The following is a 17038-nucleotide window of genomic DNA, read 5'->3' as shown; positions in this document are numbered from 1 at the left end:
GGCTGCCATGCGGCAGGGGCATCCCCCTCTCAACAACTTGATACGGACCCTACACATGCCTCTCGTTTCGATGCGCGAACTGCTGGACCACGCTGCCGAAAACGGCTACGGTCTTCCCGCCTTCAACGTCAACAACCTGGAGCAGGTGCAAGCCGTGATGTCGGCCGCCGACGAAGTGGGCGCGCCCGTCATCCTGCAGGCCAGCGCAGGCGCCCGCAAGTACGCCGGCGAGCCCTTCATCAAGCACCTGATCCAGGCCGCTGCCGAGCAGTATCCCCACATCCCCCTGGTGATGCACCAGGACCACGGCACCTCGCCCGCCATCTGCCAGGGCGCGCTGAACCTGGGCTTCGGCTCGGTGATGATGGACGGCTCGCTGATGGAAGACGGCAAGACGCCTTCCTCCTTCGAGTACAACGTGGACGTGACCCGCAAGGTCGTGGAAATGGCCCACAGGCTGGGCGCCACCGTCGAAGGTGAACTCGGCTGCCTGGGCTCGCTGGAAACCGGCATGGCCGGCGAGGAAGACGGCGTGGGCGCCGAAGGCGTGCTCGACCACTCGGCCCTGCTGACCGATCCCGAGGAAGCGGCCCAGTTCGTCAAGGCCACGCAGCTGGACGCGCTGGCCATTGCCATCGGCACCAGCCACGGCGCCTACAAGTTCACGCGCAAGCCCACAGGCGACATCCTGTCCATCCAGCGCGTCAAGGAAATCCACGCCCGCCTGCCCAACACCCACCTGGTCATGCACGGCTCCTCCTCCGTGCCCCAGGAACTGCTGGAAATCATCCGCCAGTACGGCGGCGCCATGAAGGAAACCTACGGCGTGCCCGTCGAGGAAATCCAGGAAGCCATCAAGCACGGCGTGCGCAAGATCAACATCGACACCGACATCCGCCTGGCGATGACCGGCGCCGTGCGCAAGTTCCTGGCCGAGAACCCCGAGAAGTTCGATGCCCGCGAATGGCTCAAGCCCGCCCGCGAAGCCGCCAAGCAGATCTGCAAGGCCCGCTACATCGAGTTCGGCTGCGAAGGCCAGGGCGCCAAGATCAAGGGCTACACGCTGGAGCAGATGGCCGCCAGGTACGCTGCCGGTTCGCTGCAGCAGGTCGTGAACTGATCGGTTCCTTCCCCTTCAAAAAAGCCCGCCGGTCCGCCCGGCGGGCTTTTTTGCTTTCAGCGCGGCGCGGGGGCCGCAGCCGGTGACCGCTGGGGTACGGCCATGGCCATCTCGTCATCGGGCACCACGGGCTGGGGGTGGCTGGCGTTCCAGCCCGACACCAGCAGGCTGGTGCCCGACAGCACCAGCAGCAGGCAGACCATCCATTCCACCAGCCGCTTGGGCAGGGCGGGCGGATGGCGCATGTGCAGCCAGGTCACCACCGTCACCACGGGAAAGGCCAGGGCCGCCGCCAGCAGCACGCTGGCGGTGATCTCGCCCTCCCAGGCCACCATCACCAGGCGCAGCAGCGCGCAGGTGAGGAACATGGCAAACAGGCACTGGCGCACCACCAGGCGGTCCAGCGGCTGGCGATACAGGTGGTAGACCATGGGCGGGCCCGGCGTGGCAAACAGTCCGCCCAGCACTCCCGATGCCACACCGGCCACCCACAGCGACACCGGCCCAGACACCTGCGCGTTGACCTGCTTTTGCAGCAACAGCAACAGCGCGCATGCCACGATGGCCAGGCCCAGCAGCATGCGCAGCCCGCTCAGCGCATTGCCGCTGAGCCACTGCAGCAGCAGCACGCCGCCGATCACGCCGATGACGCTGCTGATCAGCATGGGCTTGAGCAGCGTCCACTGCGGCACCTGGCGGTGGGCGCGCAGGTAGGCCACGCCATTGACCACGGACAGCAGGCAGGCCACGTTGGCCGCATCGCCAATGCCCATCAGGTGCGTGGCACCGGCCACGCCCACGAAGATCAGCCCGAAGGCAAAGCCCGTCAGGTTCTGGCAAAACGTGGCCAGGCCCACCAGGGCCAGGAACATCACATACTGGATCACACTCATCGAAAGGCTTTCTGGCGCGCCGCTGCGCCGAACCGGCGACGCTATCACGAAGCGCCCGCCGCTGCCTGCAGGCTCAGGGGGCAGGGCGCCCAGCTGCCGATCGCCAGGCCGCACTCACCGACGCGCGGTGCATCAGCCCGGCGCGTTGAGGCGCTCCAGCCGCTCGGGCGTGCCCACGTCGGTCCAGCGGCCCGTGTACAGGCTGGCCCCCACCTGGCCGGCCGCCATGGCGCGGCGCAGCAGCAATACCAGCGGCACGCGCCATCCCTCGGGGTTGCCGGGCGGGATGTCGCACCAGGGCGCGGCAAACAGCTCGGCGCGCAGCAGCGCAATGGTGCCGTAGGTCTGGCGCGGGCGGGCATCGCCCTCGGGCCAGTCGCAGGCCAGTCCCAGTTCGTCCACGCCGAAGTCGCCACGCCGATGGTGCTCGGGGTTGGGCACCAGCCACAGATGGGCCAGGCGGCCGCTGGCCGCGAATTCCCGGGCGGCCTCGAACGGAAAATCGAAGTCCGGCGCATACACATCGCCAGCTGCCAGCCAGAACACCGTGTCCAGCAGCGGCAGCGCGCGCGCAATGCCGCCGGCGGTCTCCAGCGCCTGCTCGGGCTCGGGCGAATAGGCCAGTTGCAGCGGCTCGCCACCGTTGTCAGGCACGAATTGGGGGCCGAATCGCGCCGGAATCTGCGCGCCCAGCCAGCCCGTGTTGACCACCGCGCGGCGCACGCCCGCCCGTGCCAGCGCCTGCATGTGGTGCTGCAGCAGCGGCTGGCCCTGCACCTGCAGCAGGGGCTTGGGGGTGGTGTCGGTCAGCGGCCGCATGCGCTCGCCACGGCCTGCGGCCAGCAGCATGGCAGGCGGCTGCTCGGTGAGGAAAATCGCCTTGGCGGCGGGGAACGGCGGGATGGGCTGGGCGGTCATGGAGGGCAACTGTAGACCATTGCCAGCGGCCATTGCCCCGCGCGCGGGAGCCGAAAACCCGCGTCCTTTAAAATAGTCGGCTTACTCTGATTACCCCCTCCTTCACGGAGCGCCCTGATGGCCAACACTCAACAAATGGCGAATGCGATCCGCGCACTCGCAATGGATGCCGTTCAACAAGCCAACTCCGGCCACCCCGGCGCCCCCATGGGCATGGCCGATATGGCCGTGGCACTGTGGAGCCGTCACCTCAAGCACAACCCCGTCAACCCGCAATGGGCTGACCGTGACCGATTCATCTTGTCCAACGGCCACGGCTCCATGCTGATCTACGCGCTGTTGCACCTCACGGGCTACGCGCTGCCGATCGACGAACTCAAGAACTTCCGCCAGCTGCACAGCAAGACGGCCGGCCACCCCGAAGTGGGCATCACCCCGGGCGTGGAAACCACCACCGGCCCGCTGGGCCAGGGCATCACCAATGCCGTGGGCTTCGCGCTGGCCGAAAAGCTGCTGGCTGCCGAATTCAACCGTCCCGGCCACGCCATCGTCGACCACCACACCTACGTGTTCCTGGGTGACGGCTGCCTGATGGAAGGCATCAGCCACGAGGCCGCGGCCCTGGCCGGCGCCTGGAAGCTGGGCAAGCTGGTGGCGCTGTACGACGACAACGGCATCTCCATCGACGGCAAGGTCGCCCCCTGGTTCATCGACAACACGCCCGCACGCTTCGAGGCCTATGGCTGGAACGTGGTGCGCGACGTGGACGGCCACAACGTCCAGGCCCTCGATGCCGCCATCGCCGCTGCCAAGAAGAACAGCTCCAAGCCCACGCTGATCTGCTGCAAGACCAGCATCGGCAAGGGCTCGCCCAACCGCCAGGACACGGCCAAGGCCCACGGCGAGCCCCTGGGCGCCGAGGAAATCGCGCTGACCCGCGCGGCCCTGGGCTGGGAGCACGGCCCCTTCGACATCCCCGCCAGCGTCTACGGCGACTGGGATGCCAAGGCCGCCGGCGCCAAGGCCGAAGCGGCCTGGAACAAGAAGTTCGCCGCCTACGCCAAGGCCTTCCCCGAACTGGCTTCCGAGTTCAAGCGCCGCATGGCCGGCGACCTGCCTGCCAACTTCGGCGAGATCGCCGCGCAGATCGCCTCCGACGCGCATGACGCAGGCGCCACCGTGGCCAGCCGCAAGGCCAGCCAGCTGGCCCTGGAGGGCCTGACCGCCGCCCTGCCCGAACTGCTGGGCGGCTCGGCCGACCTGACCGGCTCCAACCTGACCAACACCAAGAGCACGCCCTCGCTGCGCGTGGACGACAAGGGTGCCGTGGTCCTGACCGAAGACGGCAAGATCGGCCGCCACATCAACTACGGTGTGCGCGAGTTCGGCATGGCCGCCATCATGAACGGCATCGCCCTGCATGGCGGCTACATCCCCTACGCAGGCACCTTCCTGACCTTCAGCGACTACAGCCGCAACGCCATCCGCATGGCCGCGCTGATGAAGCAGCGCGTGGTCCACGTCTTCACGCACGACTCCATCGGCCTGGGCGAAGACGGCCCCACCCACCAGTCCATCGAGCACGCCGCCTCGCTGCGCCTGATCCCGGGCCTGGATGTCTGGCGTCCCGCAGATACCACGGAAACCGCCGTCGCCTGGACCGTGGCCCTGAGCCAGAAGAACAAGCCCACGGCCCTGCTGCTGTCGCGCCAGAACCTGGCCTACGCGGCCAAGACCGAAGACGCGCTGGACGACATCGCCTGCGGTGCCTACGTGCTGTCCGAGCCCAAGGCCGTCGGCCTGAACAAGAAGGCCCAGGCCGTGATCATCGCCACCGGCTCCGAAGTGCAGCTGGCACTGGCCGCCCAGAAGCTGCTGGCCGAGCGCAAGATTGCCGTGCGCGTGGTCTCCATGCCCAGCACGACCACCTTCGACAAGCAGGACGCCAAGTACAAGAGCCAGGTGCTGCCGGCCAACCTGCCGCGCATCGCCGTGGAAATGGGCGTGACCGACTTCTGGTGGAAGTACGGCTGCGCCGCCGTCGTCGGCATCGACACCTACGGCGAATCGGCCCCCGCGCCCGTGCTGTTCAAGCACTTCGGCTTCACGGCCGAGAACGTGGCCGATACCGTGCAGGTTGCGCTCAAGCGTTAAGTCGACAGCCCGCCTCTTCGTAACCAGTGCAATGCAGCCACCACGGACGAGCGAAATGGAAGACAGAAAAACCATCAAGGTGATACGTCTCGTTTTGCTCGGCCTGGTGGCTGCATTTTTACTGTTCTGGGGTTTCGTCTGGTCTACTTTTGATGTGAGCGGTGTTGGTCGATATTCGATTGCTTTACGCGTTGGAGCGCCCGCACATCTTCGAGCTGTTGAACTCGTGGCGGAATGCAGAGATCCCAAGTACCGGTGGAAAGGCCGTGATGGTGCGGGTGCCCCATTCAGCTCGGTGTCTTATGGAAGTGGAGTGCCGGCAAGCGGGATTTTTGATAAATACGGAGCAATTTTTAAAGATAAATCCTGTGAGGCGGCTTCTGCAGAAATTTTGCATCAAGCAGGGGCGGGGTTAAGCATGAATTGCGATAACAAGGAATTTTTATCGGTTAGAGTTTCCGTGGCTGAGGGTGATGGATGCCGGGATGTCACGGTTGATTTTCTGGGCAATGGTTGATATCGGCGTGTTGGTTCTTTGAGTATTATGAGAAGAACTGATGTCTTTTTTATAATTGACTCTGATTAACTGAATATTCGCTGGCTCGCGGCATGACAAAAAATACCAAGACCCTCAGGATCATTGCATGGTTTCTAGGAAGCTTGGTGCTGCTGGTCGCTGCAGTTATATTGTTGGGTGGCGTGCTGTTTGAGGCACGTAACGTAAAAAAAGGCTCATTGTTGTATCGTCTGGGTGCGCCTGAGTATCTTCAGTCTGTACCGATCATAGAAGAGTGTAGGGCTCCTATATATAAATGGAGGGGGCGTGATGGAGGGAGTAATCCCTACACTTCGCTGACATACGGAAGTCGGGATAAATTCGATGGGTTGCTGAAGTCATATCAAAATTTCTTCAAAAAAATGGCTTGTACAGCAAAACCATCCATCTATGCCAGTCATTTGGAATTAGAGTGTTCCAATGCTGATTTCATCTCGGTCAGTATTTCTGCCTCGGGTGTTGATGGGTGCCAGGGAATTACAATCGATTTTGTAGAGAATTACTGATGCAAAGGCTTCTATGAGCGAACGCGAAGACATCATTGATGGAAGCCAGGCAATCACCGCTAAAAGCGGATTGGTCTACACCTGTAACCTGGGATGGCTGGATTTGGGGCACATGGATCCCAAGTCAACACGCGCGCATACTGGAGCATCTGCTCTTTGGGAAGAAATCAATGCAGGTGGTCCCGATGCACGCCAGATGTTGATGGGTTCCCGCGGCCCCGTGACAAGGGACCGGACAATTTCCAATGCCGTTGCCGCGATCAAGTTCCCGGATGGTGCCACGGGCTTCAAGCTGACCTATAACCAAGATATGGGCAGACGTGTGCTTGGTAAGATAATCTTTACGGGTGTTACTCGGAATTATATCGTGCGGCACAACTTGACGCTTGAAGAGAAGAAGTCAGTTGCGCTGGCGATTTTTATGGAGGTTACTCTGCAGTTTGAGAATTACCAGGATTATTTCCCTAAATTCATTACCAATAGTGGATTTAGTCAGGAAGATCTGGTTTCTAACTTGATTGGTTTCCATATTGCTACAGGCAACGTCTCCAAAGCCCAAGTCCTTTCCATGGCAAAGCCTGTTGCCAAGAGCACGGCTCTGGCCATATGGGATCGAAATGGATCAGTGGGGTCCAATAAGAATCGTGGTTTCAAGCCCATGCTGAGCCCTGATACTACGGCGATCACCGATGCAGCATGTATCAATGAATGCGGCGGCGTCATACCGCGTATACCCGATTTTCTAGAAAGCGTTATTCCTGCCAAGAAGGGTCATCTTTTCATGAATGGCCCCATGGTCAGCGCCTGAATTTTTCAACTTCGCAATCTCCAAACCTGAGGATATTTCCATGGCAATCAAAATTGGTATCAACGGCTTCGGCCGCATCGGCCGCATGGTGTTCCGCGCTGCCGTGCAGAACTTCAGCGACATCGAAGTCGTGGGCATCAACGACCTGCTCGAGCCCGACTACCTGGCCTACATGCTCAAGTACGACAGCGTGCACGGCCGCTTCAAGGGCGAGGTCTCGGTGGAGGGCTCCAACCTGATCGTCAACGGCAAGACCATCCGCCTGACGCAGGAGCGCGACCCCGCCAACCTGAAGTGGAACGAAGTCGGCGCCGACATCGTGATCGAAGCCACCGGCCTGTTCCTGACCGACGAGACCGCACGCAAGCACCTGGCTGCCGGCGCCAAGAAGGTCATCATGTCCGCGCCTTCCAAGGACAGCACCCCGATGTTCGTCTTCGGCGTGAACTGCAAGACCTACGCCGGCCAGGACGTGATCTCCAACGCCTCCTGCACCACCAACTGCCTGGCTCCCGTGGCCAAGGTGCTCAACGACAAGTGGGGCATCAAGCGCGGCCTGATGACCACCGTGCACGCTGCCACCGCCACGCAAAAGACCGTGGACGGCCCCAGCAACAAGGACTGGCGCGGCGGCCGCGGCATCCTGGAAAACATCATTCCCTCCAGCACGGGCGCAGCCAAGGCCGTGGGCGTGGTGATTCCCGAACTCAACAAGAAGCTGACCGGCATGTCCTTCCGCGTGCCCACCTCCGACGTGTCGGTGGTGGACCTGACGGTGGAGCTGAACAGCGAAGCCAGCTACGAAGAGATCTGCGCCGAAATGAAGGCCCAGTCGCAAGGCGCGCTCAAGGGCGTGCTGGGCTACACCGAAGACAAGGTCGTGGCCACGGACTTCCGCGGCGAGTCCTGCACCTCGGTGTTCGATGCCGAAGCCGGCATCGCCCTGGACAAGACCTTCGTGAAGGTCGTGTCCTGGTACGACAACGAGTGGGGCTACTCGAACAAGTGCCTGGAAATGGTGCGCGTGGTCGCCGCCAAGTAATCCTGGCGCGAACCGCTGCGGGGCCTGTCGAGGGCCCCGCACCAGGCCGGCATCGGACGCGATGCCGGCCTTTTTCATGGAAGCTGCGACACTGGCGGCTTGTTCGTCACTTGTGATTCGACCGCCATGCAACCCGCCCTTTGCAGCGTCTGCAACAAGGACCCGACGCAGGAACCCGGCCCGCTGCGCGGAGACTGGCTGTGCTTTGCCGACCATTGCGCCGAGCAGGCCGGCATGCTGTCCCATCCGCAGGGACTGGCCTATTTCTGCTCTGTGCATCTGCCGGCGGCGAAGGCCCTCGCGCATCTGTCGCAACAGGAGGCTATTGCACGGCTGGCGCGCGTCGCCACCGTGCGTTCATGAGCACGTCATCGCCCCAGCACTGCAAGCGTTGCTCGACAAAGCCGGCACCGGCGGCGCGGCATCATGGCCGCATGACTACTTCATCCGCATTGCACGAGACCATTGGCTTTGACGATTTCCTCAAGGTGGAGCTGCGCGTGGGCCGCATCGTGGACGCCCGGGTGTTCAAGGAGGCGCGGCGACCCGCCTATGTGCTGCAGGTCGATTTCGGCCCCGAACTGGGCCTGCGCAAGTCCAGCGCCCAGATCACGGCGCTGTACCGGCCCGAGGAACTGATAGGCCGCCAGGTGGTGGCCGTGCTGAACTTTCCCAGCAAGCAGATCGGTCCCATGCGCTCGGAATGCCTGGTCACGGGATTCCACAACGAGAACGGCGAGGTGGCGCTGTGCGTGCCCGACCGCGAGGTTCCGCTGGGCACCAAGCTGCTGTGACGGCCTGGGGGACTATTCGATGCGCACGTCGGCCGCCTTGACGATGCGCCCGGACGCTTCCCAGTCGTCCTTGAGCAGGCGCTGGAATTCGGCGGCCGGCAGGGTGGCGGCTTCCACGCCCACGCGGGCCAGGCGCTCCTGCACCACGGGCTCGGCCAGCACCTTGCGCACGGCGGCGTTGATGCGCTCCACTTCCGCGGGCGGCGTGCCGGCCGGTGCCAGCAGGCCCAGCCAGGAGTCGAAGGCATAGCCGGGCACGCCGGACTCGGCCACCGTGGGCAGGTCGGGCAGGAAGCGCGAGCGTTGCTGGCCCGAATAGGCCAGCAGTTTGACGCGCGGGTCCTTCTGGAAGGCCAGCATGCCGATGGTGGCGCCCGTGACCAGTTGTACGCGGCCGGCCAGCAGCTCGGTGGTGGCATCGCCCGTGGATTTCATGGGGATGTGCTGCAGCTTGATGCCCGCCTGCGCGGCCAGCGAGGCCGAGGCCAGGTGCGAGGCGCTGCCATTGCCGGCCGACGCATAGTTGAGCTGGCCGGGCTGGGCCCTGGCGCGCTGCAGCAGCTCGCCCAGGGTCTGCACGCCCGAGGCGGCCGGCACGCCCACCACATAGCCCGTGCGGCCCAGGAAGGACACGCCCACGAAGTCCTTGAGCGGGTCATAGGGCAGCTTCGCGTACAGATGGCCGGCCAGGTTGTGGCTGGCCGCAGCCAGCACCAGGGTGTTGCCGTCCGGCGCGGACTTGGCCACCTGGGCCGTGCCCACGCTGCCACCCGCGCCCGCCCGGTTTTCCACCACCACGGTGGCGCCCAGGGCCTGGCCCAGTTCATTGCTGAAGGTGCGTGCCACCGTGTCCTGCGTGGCGCCCGCGCCGAAGGGCACGACGATGCGGATCACGCGCTCGGCGTGCACGGCCGGTGCCAGTCCCAGGGCCAGGGCTGCTGCCAGCAGAGCGCGGCGGGTGACGGGAGAAGGGTGAGGGGTTTTCATGGGGAAGTTTCCTGGGGGACGGCAAGCCACCGCTCCACCAGCCGCACGAAGTAGCTGGCGCCGATGGCGAGGATGTCGTCGTTGAAGTCGTAGGAGCGGTTGTGGATCAGGCAGGGGCCGTCGCCATGGCCGGGCAGTCGGTGATCGCCCTGGCCGTTGCCGATGAAGGCGTAGCAGCCGGGCCGCGCCTGCAGCATGTGGGCGAAGTCCTCGGCCGCCAGCACGCCGGTGAACTGCGTGTCCACGGCGTCGTCGCCCGCGATCTCGCGCATCACGGCGGCGGCGAAGGCGGACTCGGCCGCGTGGTTGACCAGGGGCGGCGAGGCGCGCCGGAAATGGATCTCGGCCCGGCAGCCGTGGGCCAGGGCCGTGTGTTCGGCCTGGCGGCGCAAGGCGGCTTCGAGGATGTCCAGCGCCGCCACGGAGAAGGTGCGCACCGTGCCGCCCACCCAGGCGCTGTCGGGAATCACGTTGGGCGCGTCCGAGCCCTGGATCTGCGTGACGGCCAGCAGCGCGCGTTCGCGTGAATCCACATGGCGCGCGACCAGGGTCTGCAACTGCTGGGCCAGGGCGATGGTGGCAGCCACGGGATCGGTGCCCGTGTGCGGCAGCGAGGCATGCGTGCCCTGGCCATGCAGCACGATGCGGAAGGTGTTGCTGGAGGCCATGAGCGCGCCCGGGTTGAGCGCAAAGCTGCCCACGCGGTCCAGCGCGAAGTTGTGCAGTGCGAACACCGCGTCGCAGGGAAAGCGCTGGAACAGGCCTTCGTCGATCATCCTGCGGGCTCCGGCCTTGCCCATCTCCTCGGCCGGCTGAAAGATCAGGTGCGCCGTGCCCGCGAAGTCACGTGTGCGTGCCAGGTGCCAGGCCGCCGCCAGCAGCATGGTGGTGTGGCCGTCATGGCCGCAGGCATGCATGCGGCCTGCGTGCTGAGAGCGGTGGGCGAACCGGTTTTCTTCTTCCAGCGGCAGCGCATCCAGGTCGGCGCGCAGGCCGATGGTGCGCATGCCGTGGCGTGCGTCTGCGTGCCTGCCGCGCACCACGCCGACCACGCCCGTGCCGGCCAGGCCGGTGTGCACTTCCACGCCCCAGGCGGCCAGGCGTTCGGCCACGATGGCCGAGGTGCGGTGTTCCTCGAAGCCCAGTTCGGGATGGGCATGCAGGTCGCGCCGCAGGGCCACGAAGGGCGCCATGTCGGCAAAGCTCTCGATCAGGTGGGGCAAGGCGGTCTTCTCCGTCCCCGGCCGGCGGCGTGCGCGCCCGGCGTCAGGGATGAGCCGGCCATTCTGGGCAGCGGCCTGCGCCGCGGCAACGACGCAAAGCGCATAAGCATGCTCCGTGGGTGCGCAAGCGTGCGTGGTAGCGGCTGCCAGTGCCTGCGGTCAGGCCATCGCCAGGCGCTGCGCGAGAAAGTCCAGGAAGGCCGTGATGCGCGCGGCCAGCGCCGTGTTGCGGTAGTAGACGGCGTGGATGGGCTGGCGCTGCTGCGCGGTCTCGCGCGCCAGCACCTGCACCAGGTCGCCCTGGGCACGGTCGCGCACGGTCATGAAGTCGGCCAGGCAGACCACGCCCTGGCCCGCCAGGGCCAGCTGGCGCATGGTCTCGCCGCTGGAGGCCGTGAGCTGGGGCGCGGCATCCCAGCGGTCGCCGCCCTCGGGTGTGCGCAGCGGCCAGTGGTTCAGGCCGGGCACCTGGCTGTTGCCGATGCGCTGGTGGCGCGCCAGCTCGGCCACGCTGGACACGGGACCATGGGCCTGCAGGTAGGCAGGGCTGGCCAGCACGCGCAGCAGGCTGTGGCACAGCAGCCGCGCATGCAGCGTGGAGTCGCGCAGCTCGCCGATGCGGATGGCGATGTCGGTGCGCTGGGCCAGCAGGTCGATGTGCAGGTCATCGGTGTTCAGCTCCAGCGTGATCAGCGGATAGAGCGCGCGGAACTCGCCGACCAGGGGCACGATGGCATGCAGCATGAAGGGCGAGGCCGCGTTGACGCGCAGCAGCCCGGCAGGCGCCTGGCGCCGCGCGGCCAGCTCCTCCTCGGCCGCGTCCAGGGCCTGCAGCACCTCGCGCGTGCGGGCCAGGAAGCGCGCGCCTTCCTCGGTCAGCTCCAGGCTGCGCGTGGTGCGCCGCACCAGGGTGGTGGCCAGCTTCCTTTCCAGGCGCGACAGGCTGCGGCTGATGCCCGAGGTGGTCTGTCCCAACTGCTCGGCCGCCGCCGTGATGCTGCCGCAGTCGATCACGGCGCGAAAGGCCTGCAACTCGTCCAGGGTGGTTTTCATGGGGCGCCAGCTTGGCGCAATTGTTGCTCCAGCGTCAAATATTTTCTGCTGATACCAGGCTTTATCTGCAAGCGTTAACCCGCCAGACTGCAGTCTTCGGGGCGTGGTTCCGCGCCTTGTTTGCTTTTTTGAAAGACCTGCATGACATCGACTGCCTCTCTCGCTTCCGTGGTGCCCGCGTTCGGCCTGGGCACCTTCCGCCTCAAGGATGAGGTGGTGCGCCACTCCGTGGGCCAGGCCCTGGAGGTGGGCTACCGCGCCATCGACACCGCCCAGATCTACGGCAACGAGGCCGATGTGGGTGCCGCCATCGCCGCCAGCGCCGTGCCGCGCGATCAGCTCTTCCTCACCACCAAGATCTGGACCGAGAACCTGTCCGCCGACGCGCTGATCCCCAGCCTGGAGCGCAGCCTTGAAGCCCTGCGCACCGACCATGTGGAGCTGACGCTGATCCACTGGCCCTCGCGCAGCGTGCCGCTGGAGGACAGCCTGGGCGCCCTCATGCGCGCCAGGGAGCAGGGGCTGACGCGCCACATCGGCGTGTCCAACTTCAACATCGCGCTGCTGCAGCAGTCCGTCGCCGCCGTGGGCGCCGCGAACATCGCCACCAACCAGATCGAACTGAGCCCCTATCTGCAAAACCGCGCCGTCACCGACTTCGCACGCCAGCAGGGCATTCACACCACCTCGTACATGACGCTGGGCTACGGCAAGCTGCTGGCCGATCCCGTGCTGGCCGACATCGCCGCCGCCCACGGCGCCACGCCCGCCCAGGTGGCGCTGGCCTGGGCCATGGCCATGGGCTATGCCGTCATTCCCTCGTCCACCCAGCGCGCCCACCTGCAGGCCAACCTGGACAGCTGCCAGCTGGTGCTGGGCGCCGAAGACATGCAGCGCATCGCCGCGCTGGAACGCGGCGACCGCCAGGTCAGCCCTGACGGACTGGCTCCCGCCTGGGATTGAACGGGGCTGTGATCGGGGACCTGCGCGGCCCGGCGAGCTTTGACCTGGAGCAACGCAATGGTGACCCTAGGGGTAGTACTAGGGTTATCACAGTATCGAACGACCGTGCTTTTTATGAGAATGCACGTTCAATCGAGAAACCAGGAGACGAGCAGCATGAGTGACCGCCCATGGCTGGGTGCCTATCCGGCAGGTGTGCCCGCCGACATCGATCCCTCCCAATACCCCTCGCTGGTGGCCCTGATGGAGGAGGCCTTCAGCCGCTACGCGGACCGCGTGGCCTATTCCTTCATGGGCAAGGAGCTGACCTACTCGCAGGTCGATGCGCAAAGCCGCGCCTTCGCCGCCTATCTGCAGAGCCTGGGCCTGGCCCGCGGTGACCGCGTGGCGCTGATGATGCCCAACATTCCCCAGTACCCCGTGGCCGTGGCCGCCGTGCTGCGTGCGGGCTTCGTGGTGGTCAACGTCAACCCGCTGTACACGGCACGCGAGCTGGAGCACCAGCTCAAGGACTCGGGCGCCAAGGCCATCGTCATCATCGAGAACTTCGCCCACACGCTGCAGGCCTGCAAGGCCGCCACGCCCGTGCAGCACATGGTGTTGTGCACCATGGGCGACCAGCTGGGCATGCTCAAGGGCGCCATCGTCAACTACGTGGTGCGCAAGGTCAAGAAGCTGGTGCCGCCGTTCTCGCTGCCGGGGGCCGTGCGCTTCAACGATGCGCTGGCCAAGGGCATGCGCTCGCCCTTCCAGGCGCCGCAGCTGCAGGCCTCCGACATGGCCCTGCTGCAGTACACGGGCGGCACCACGGGCGTGAGCAAGGGCGCCGTGCTGCTGCACAGCAACATCATTGCCAACGTGCTGCAGTCCGAGGCCTGGAACCTGCCTGCCATGGGCAAGGTGCCTCAGGGCGAGCAGCCCACCAGCATCTGCGCGCTGCCGCTGTACCACATCTTCGCCTTCACGGTGAACATGATGCTGTCCATGCGCACGGGCGGAAAGACCATCCTGATCCCCAACCCGCGCGACCTCAAGGCCACGCTCAAGCAGCTGTCCACGCAGCGCTTTCACAGCTTCCCCGCCGTGAGCACGCTGTTCAACGGTCTGGCCAACCACCCGGACTTCAACACCGTGGACTGGTCGCACCTGAAGGTCTCGGTCGGCGGCGGCATGGCCGTGCAAAGCGCCGTGGCCCAGCTGTGGCTGCAAAAGACCGGCTGCCCCATCTGCGAGGGCTATGGCCTGTCGGAGACCAGCCCCACGGTCAGCTGCAACCCGGTTACCTCCACCGAGTTCTCGGGCACCATCGGCGTGCCCTTGCCCAGCACCTATCTCAAGCTGGTCGATGACGACGGCAACGACGTGACCGAACTGGGCGCGCGCGGCGAACTGGCCATCAAGGGCCCGCAGGTCATGGCCGCCTACTGGCAGCGCCCCGACGAAACCGCCAAGGTCTTCACCGCCGACGGATATTTCCGCACCGGCGACATCGGCACCATGGACGAGCGCGGCTACTTCAAGATCGTGGACCGCAAGAAGGACATGGTCCTGGTCAGCGGCTTCAACGTCTATCCCAACGAAGTGGAGGACGTGGTCTCCAACTGCCCCGGCGTGCTCGAATGCGCCGTGGTCGGCGTGCCCGACGAGAAGACCGGCGAGGCCGTCAAGCTGGTCATCGTGCGCAAGGACGACAGCCTCACCGAACAGGCCGTGCGCGACTTCTGCCACGACAACCTCACGGGCTACAAGCGGCCCCGCGTGATCGAGTTCCGTACCGAACTGCCCAAGACCCCGGTGGGCAAGATCCTGCGCCGGGAGCTGCGCGACGGCAAGTAGCGCGGGCGGCTTGCCGTGTTTGCAAAGAGGCGCTGCGGCGCCTCTTTTCATTGGAAAGGAGCACGTCTTCAGAACACGCCCAGACCCGCCAGGACCAGCGCCGCCAGTGCCACGGCCGCCGCATTGAGGCAGGCCAGCGCAAAGCCGAAGCGCACCAGCTCGCCTTCTTCCTGGGCATTGGTCCGTGCCAGGCCCAGCACCAGCATCACGATGGACAGGGAGCCCAGCGCCGCATGTCCGGCGGCGCTGTTGTGCACGGCGGCCAGCAGCAGGCGCGCGGACTCGGGCAGCAGGGCGATGGCGGGCATGAAGATCGCATTGCCGCCCACGTTGGAGCCCGTCATGTAGCCGGCCAGCGCACCGAAGGCGGCCACGATGGGCGCCAGGGCAGCGGGCGCCAGTTCGGCCAGCAGCTGCACCAGGCCGGACAGGAAGCCGGCCTTGACCATCATCTGGGACATGGCCAGGAAGAAGAAGATGGTCAGCAGCGGGCGTTTGGCGCGGGCGGTCAGCGCGCTGGCCAGGGGGATGCCGTTGCCGGCGCCGCGCACCAGCAGCAGGCCCAGCACCAGCGTCAGCGCCACACCGGGCGAGGCCAGCGGCTTCCAGGCCACCTGGGCACCCTGCACGATCCAGCGCTGGTCCCACTGCGTGCCCAGGGCCAGCAGCTTGAGCAGCACGATGGCAAGGGCCAGCGCCAGATACGGCCAGGCCTGTCGCGGCCAGCCGGGTGCCGCCTGGGCACGGCCGCGCATGCGCTGGGCACGCACCAGCATGCCCAGCGCCACCGCAAAGCCTGCGCCCACGCCCGCCACCTCGGGCCCCAGCCAGCGGCTGATGCCATGCAGCACGCCCACGAACAGCAGGCCGAAGCCGCCCAGCAGCAGCCAGGCCCGCGCACCGCGCTCGCCGGCCAGATGCAGGGACAGGGCGCCCAGCACCAGGAACACCGGCGCGCTGGTCAGCGAGGACACAGCGGCCAGCGCGGCCGCGTCCACATGGGCCAGCGAGGCACCGATCACCGTGGCCAGGCCCAGCGTGCCCCAGGGCATGATGGCCATGCCCGCCAGCGCCATGCGCAGTGCGGCGCGCCGCTCGAACAGGCTCAGCAGCAGCGGCACGGTGGCGATCAGCGACACGCCAAAGCCCGTCATCGCCTCCAGCAGCGGCGCCAGGCCCAGCACGATGAACACCACCTGATCGGCCGGCCCCAGGCCCAGGGAGCGCACCCACCGGCTCAGCGCCTGGTTCACGCCCATGCGTTCGATGAGGATCACGAAACCCAGGCCCGGCACGATCACGAAGGCCGTGCTCAGGAACAGCACGCCCGTGTCGCGCGCTGCGGCCAGGGCGGCGCCGGAAGCGGCGGCGCCCGTCGCCATCCAGGCATCGACCAGCCACAGCAGGGCGACCAGCGCCGCCCCGGCCATGGCCGCCTGCACAGGCGGGCGGCGCAAAACCATGAGCATGGACATCACAAGAAACACGGGAGACAGGTGGAGCAGGGTGGCCATGGGATGGGCTTTCTCAGCAGGCAGGTCCGCATGCGTTGGATGCGGAAAACGACGAAATACTATTTCGCGGCACCTGTTTTTTGGTCTCTGAATTGGGGGTGTTTGCGAGAAAATTTCTCACCCTCCAAAAGTCTCGCTTCCCATGACCAAGCACACCGCCCACCCTGCTCACCTGGCCGACCTGGACGGCTTCGACCGCGCCATCCTGGCCATCGTCCAGCGCGACAGCACGGTGCCGCTGCGCCTGCTGGCCGAGCAGGTCAACCTGTCCACAGCCGCCGTGCAGCGTCGCCTCAAGCGCATGCAGGCCGAAGGCGTGATCACCGGCCAGGCCGCCACCGTGGACCCCACGCGCGTGGGCAGGCCCATCACCATCATCGTGGAGGTCATGACCGAGCGCACCAGCATCGACGCGCTCAACGCCATGAAGTCGCACTTCGCCGTGCCCGAGGTCCAGCAGTGCTACTACGTCACGGGCGAGGTGGACTTCGTGCTCGTCCTCACCGTGGCCACCATGCAGGAGTACGAGGCCCTGGCGCGGCGCCTGTTCGCCGAGAACCCCAACGTCAAATGGTTCAAGACCATCGTGGCGCTGGACCGCGTGAAGGTCGGGCTGGAAATTCCCTGCGAGTGAAGGCCCTTTGGCGCCATCTTGACAGCCGTGAAACGGC

At 65.8% G+C, this 17038-nt stretch carries 17 protein-coding genes; 11 read left to right on the top strand and 6 right to left on the bottom strand.

The annotated features are described in order from the left end of the window. Nucleotides 1-55 precede the first annotated feature (55 nt). Nucleotides 56-1120 (top strand): class II fructose-bisphosphate aldolase, encoded by a 1065-nt coding sequence (gene fba / locus ACFPFG_RS16415; protein ID WP_183020640.1) that lies wholly within the window; start codon nt 56-58, stop codon nt 1118-1120. A 56-nt stretch (nt 1121-1176) separates the two neighbouring features. On the opposite strand, the gene ACFPFG_RS16410 is transcribed toward fba, so the two are convergent. Both ACFPFG_RS16410 and ACFPFG_RS16405 read right to left on the bottom strand, forming a co-directional pair. Further along, nucleotides 1177-2013, bottom strand: coding sequence for a sulfite exporter TauE/SafE family protein (locus tag ACFPFG_RS16410; RefSeq protein ID WP_043825425.1), 837 nt, complete (start codon nt 2011-2013; stop codon nt 1177-1179). 132 nt (nt 2014-2145) lie between these two features. After that, nucleotides 2146-2931: a nucleotidyltransferase family protein gene (locus ACFPFG_RS16405; RefSeq protein WP_183020642.1), complete on the bottom strand. Its 786-nt coding sequence runs from the start codon at nt 2929-2931 to the stop codon at nt 2146-2148. Between the two features lie 117 nt (nt 2932-3048). Here ACFPFG_RS16405 and tkt point away from each other — a divergent pair, with 117 nt between their 5' ends. The 7 genes from tkt to ACFPFG_RS16370 all read left to right on the top strand — a co-directional run bounded on the left by tkt (nt 3049) and on the right by ACFPFG_RS16370 (nt 8791). Further along, nucleotides 3049-5085 carry a transketolase gene (gene tkt / locus ACFPFG_RS16400; protein WP_380107425.1) on the top strand — a complete coding sequence of 679 codons (2037 nt, stop codon included), beginning with the start codon at nt 3049-3051 and terminating at the stop codon, nt 5083-5085. Between the two features lie 55 nt (nt 5086-5140). Further along, nucleotides 5141-5602: a hypothetical protein gene (locus tag ACFPFG_RS16395; RefSeq protein ID WP_183020644.1), complete on the top strand. Its 462-nt coding sequence runs from the start codon at nt 5141-5143 to the stop codon at nt 5600-5602. Between the two features lie 92 nt (nt 5603-5694). Further along, nucleotides 5695-6147 carry a hypothetical protein gene (locus ACFPFG_RS16390; protein ID WP_183020645.1) on the top strand — a complete coding sequence of 151 codons (453 nt, stop codon included), beginning with the start codon at nt 5695-5697 and terminating at the stop codon, nt 6145-6147. A 13-nt stretch (nt 6148-6160) separates the two neighbouring features. After that, entirely contained in the window at nt 6161-6955 is a 795-nt protein-coding gene (locus tag ACFPFG_RS16385) for a hypothetical protein (RefSeq protein ID WP_183020646.1), read from the top strand. A 40-nt stretch (nt 6956-6995) separates the two neighbouring features. Beyond that, nucleotides 6996-7997 carry a type I glyceraldehyde-3-phosphate dehydrogenase gene (gap, locus tag ACFPFG_RS16380; RefSeq protein WP_047326356.1) on the top strand — a complete coding sequence of 334 codons (1002 nt, stop codon included), beginning with the start codon at nt 6996-6998 and terminating at the stop codon, nt 7995-7997. A 126-nt stretch (nt 7998-8123) separates the two neighbouring features. Beyond that, the gene (locus ACFPFG_RS16375; RefSeq protein ID WP_380107422.1) at nt 8124-8360 is read left to right on the top strand and encodes a hypothetical protein; all 237 of its coding nucleotides are present in this window, start codon (nt 8124-8126) and stop codon (nt 8358-8360) included. A gap of 71 nt (nt 8361-8431) precedes the next feature. Next, entirely contained in the window at nt 8432-8791 is a 360-nt protein-coding gene (locus tag ACFPFG_RS16370; protein WP_183020648.1) for a tRNA-binding protein, read from the top strand. Nucleotides 8792-8803: 12 nt separating this feature from the next. On the opposite strand, the gene ACFPFG_RS16365 is transcribed toward ACFPFG_RS16370, so the two are convergent. The 3 genes from ACFPFG_RS16365 to ACFPFG_RS16355 form a co-directional block, all read right to left on the bottom strand. Then, the gene (locus ACFPFG_RS16365; RefSeq protein WP_183020649.1) at nt 8804-9778 is read right to left on the bottom strand and encodes a tripartite tricarboxylate transporter substrate binding protein; all 975 of its coding nucleotides are present in this window, start codon (nt 9776-9778) and stop codon (nt 8804-8806) included. After that, a complete protein-coding gene (locus tag ACFPFG_RS16360; protein WP_380110289.1) occupies nt 9775-10971 on the bottom strand; it encodes an amidohydrolase in 1197 nt (398 codons plus the stop codon). The genes ACFPFG_RS16365 and ACFPFG_RS16360 overlap by 4 nt, the downstream gene beginning before the upstream one ends. A 189-nt stretch (nt 10972-11160) precedes the next feature. Further along, a complete protein-coding gene (locus ACFPFG_RS16355; RefSeq protein WP_197953885.1) occupies nt 11161-12054 on the bottom strand; it encodes a LysR family transcriptional regulator in 894 nt (297 codons plus the stop codon). Between the two features lie 141 nt (nt 12055-12195). Here ACFPFG_RS16355 and dkgB point away from each other — a divergent pair, with 141 nt between their 5' ends. Continuing rightward, a complete protein-coding gene (gene dkgB / locus ACFPFG_RS16350; protein WP_183020652.1) occupies nt 12196-13017 on the top strand; it encodes a 2,5-didehydrogluconate reductase DkgB in 822 nt (273 codons plus the stop codon). Nucleotides 13018-13173: 156 nt separating this feature from the next. Next, nucleotides 13174-14853, top strand: a complete 1680-nt coding sequence (locus tag ACFPFG_RS16345; protein ID WP_183020653.1) for a long-chain-fatty-acid--CoA ligase — start codon at nt 13174-13176, stop codon at nt 14851-14853. A gap of 68 nt (nt 14854-14921) precedes the next feature. Here the strand turns inward: ACFPFG_RS16345 and ACFPFG_RS16340 are convergent, their stop codons facing one another. Next, a complete protein-coding gene (locus ACFPFG_RS16340) occupies nt 14922-16367 on the bottom strand; it encodes a transporter (protein WP_380107419.1) in 1446 nt (481 codons plus the stop codon). Nucleotides 16368-16509: 142 nt separating this feature from the next. On the opposite strand from ACFPFG_RS16340, the gene ACFPFG_RS16335 reads away from it, so the two are divergent. Beyond that, nucleotides 16510-17001 (top strand): Lrp/AsnC family transcriptional regulator, encoded by a 492-nt coding sequence (locus ACFPFG_RS16335; protein ID WP_016449824.1) that lies wholly within the window; start codon nt 16510-16512, stop codon nt 16999-17001. The last annotated feature ends 37 nt before the right edge of the window (nt 17002-17038 follow it).

This window comes from Delftia deserti, from assembly GCF_042653485.1.
Lineage (GTDB): Bacteria > Pseudomonadota > Gammaproteobacteria > Burkholderiales > Burkholderiaceae_C > Comamonas > Comamonas acidovorans.
This window is presented reverse-complemented; position numbering and strand designations above follow the sequence as displayed.

What these genes read in the sequence shown, in the direction of transcription:
- ACFPFG_RS16360 (WP_380110289.1), bottom strand. Translation starts at nt 10,971, where the DNA reads ATGGCGCCCTTCGTGGCCCTGCGGCGCGACCTGCATGCCCATCCCGAA.
- ACFPFG_RS16365 (WP_183020649.1), bottom strand. Translation starts at nt 9,778, where the DNA reads ATGAAAACCCCTCACCCTTCTCCCGTCACCCGCCGCGCTCTGCTGGCA.
- ACFPFG_RS16410 (WP_043825425.1), bottom strand. Translation starts at nt 2,013, where the DNA reads ATGAGTGTGATCCAGTATGTGATGTTCCTGGCCCTGGTGGGCCTGGCC.
- ACFPFG_RS16405 (WP_183020642.1), bottom strand. Translation starts at nt 2,931, where the DNA reads ATGACCGCCCAGCCCATCCCGCCGTTCCCCGCCGCCAAGGCGATTTTC.
- tkt (WP_380107425.1), top strand. Translation starts at nt 3,049, where the DNA reads ATGGCCAACACTCAACAAATGGCGAATGCGATCCGCGCACTCGCAATG.
- ACFPFG_RS16340 (WP_380107419.1), bottom strand. Translation starts at nt 16,367, where the DNA reads ATGGCCACCCTGCTCCACCTGTCTCCCGTGTTTCTTGTGATGTCCATG.
- ACFPFG_RS16355 (WP_197953885.1), bottom strand. Translation starts at nt 12,054, where the DNA reads ATGAAAACCACCCTGGACGAGTTGCAGGCCTTTCGCGCCGTGATCGAC.
- ACFPFG_RS16390 (WP_183020645.1), top strand. Translation starts at nt 5,695, where the DNA reads ATGACAAAAAATACCAAGACCCTCAGGATCATTGCATGGTTTCTAGGA.
- gap (WP_047326356.1), top strand. Translation starts at nt 6,996, where the DNA reads ATGGCAATCAAAATTGGTATCAACGGCTTCGGCCGCATCGGCCGCATG.
- dkgB (WP_183020652.1), top strand. Translation starts at nt 12,196, where the DNA reads ATGACATCGACTGCCTCTCTCGCTTCCGTGGTGCCCGCGTTCGGCCTG.
- ACFPFG_RS16370 (WP_183020648.1), top strand. Translation starts at nt 8,432, where the DNA reads ATGACTACTTCATCCGCATTGCACGAGACCATTGGCTTTGACGATTTC.
- ACFPFG_RS16395 (WP_183020644.1), top strand. Translation starts at nt 5,141, where the DNA reads ATGGAAGACAGAAAAACCATCAAGGTGATACGTCTCGTTTTGCTCGGC.
- ACFPFG_RS16335 (WP_016449824.1), top strand. Translation starts at nt 16,510, where the DNA reads ATGACCAAGCACACCGCCCACCCTGCTCACCTGGCCGACCTGGACGGC.
- ACFPFG_RS16385 (WP_183020646.1), top strand. Translation starts at nt 6,161, where the DNA reads ATGAGCGAACGCGAAGACATCATTGATGGAAGCCAGGCAATCACCGCT.
- ACFPFG_RS16345 (WP_183020653.1), top strand. Translation starts at nt 13,174, where the DNA reads ATGAGTGACCGCCCATGGCTGGGTGCCTATCCGGCAGGTGTGCCCGCC.
- ACFPFG_RS16375 (WP_380107422.1), top strand. Translation starts at nt 8,124, where the DNA reads ATGCAACCCGCCCTTTGCAGCGTCTGCAACAAGGACCCGACGCAGGAA.
- fba (WP_183020640.1), top strand. Translation starts at nt 56, where the DNA reads ATGCCTCTCGTTTCGATGCGCGAACTGCTGGACCACGCTGCCGAAAAC.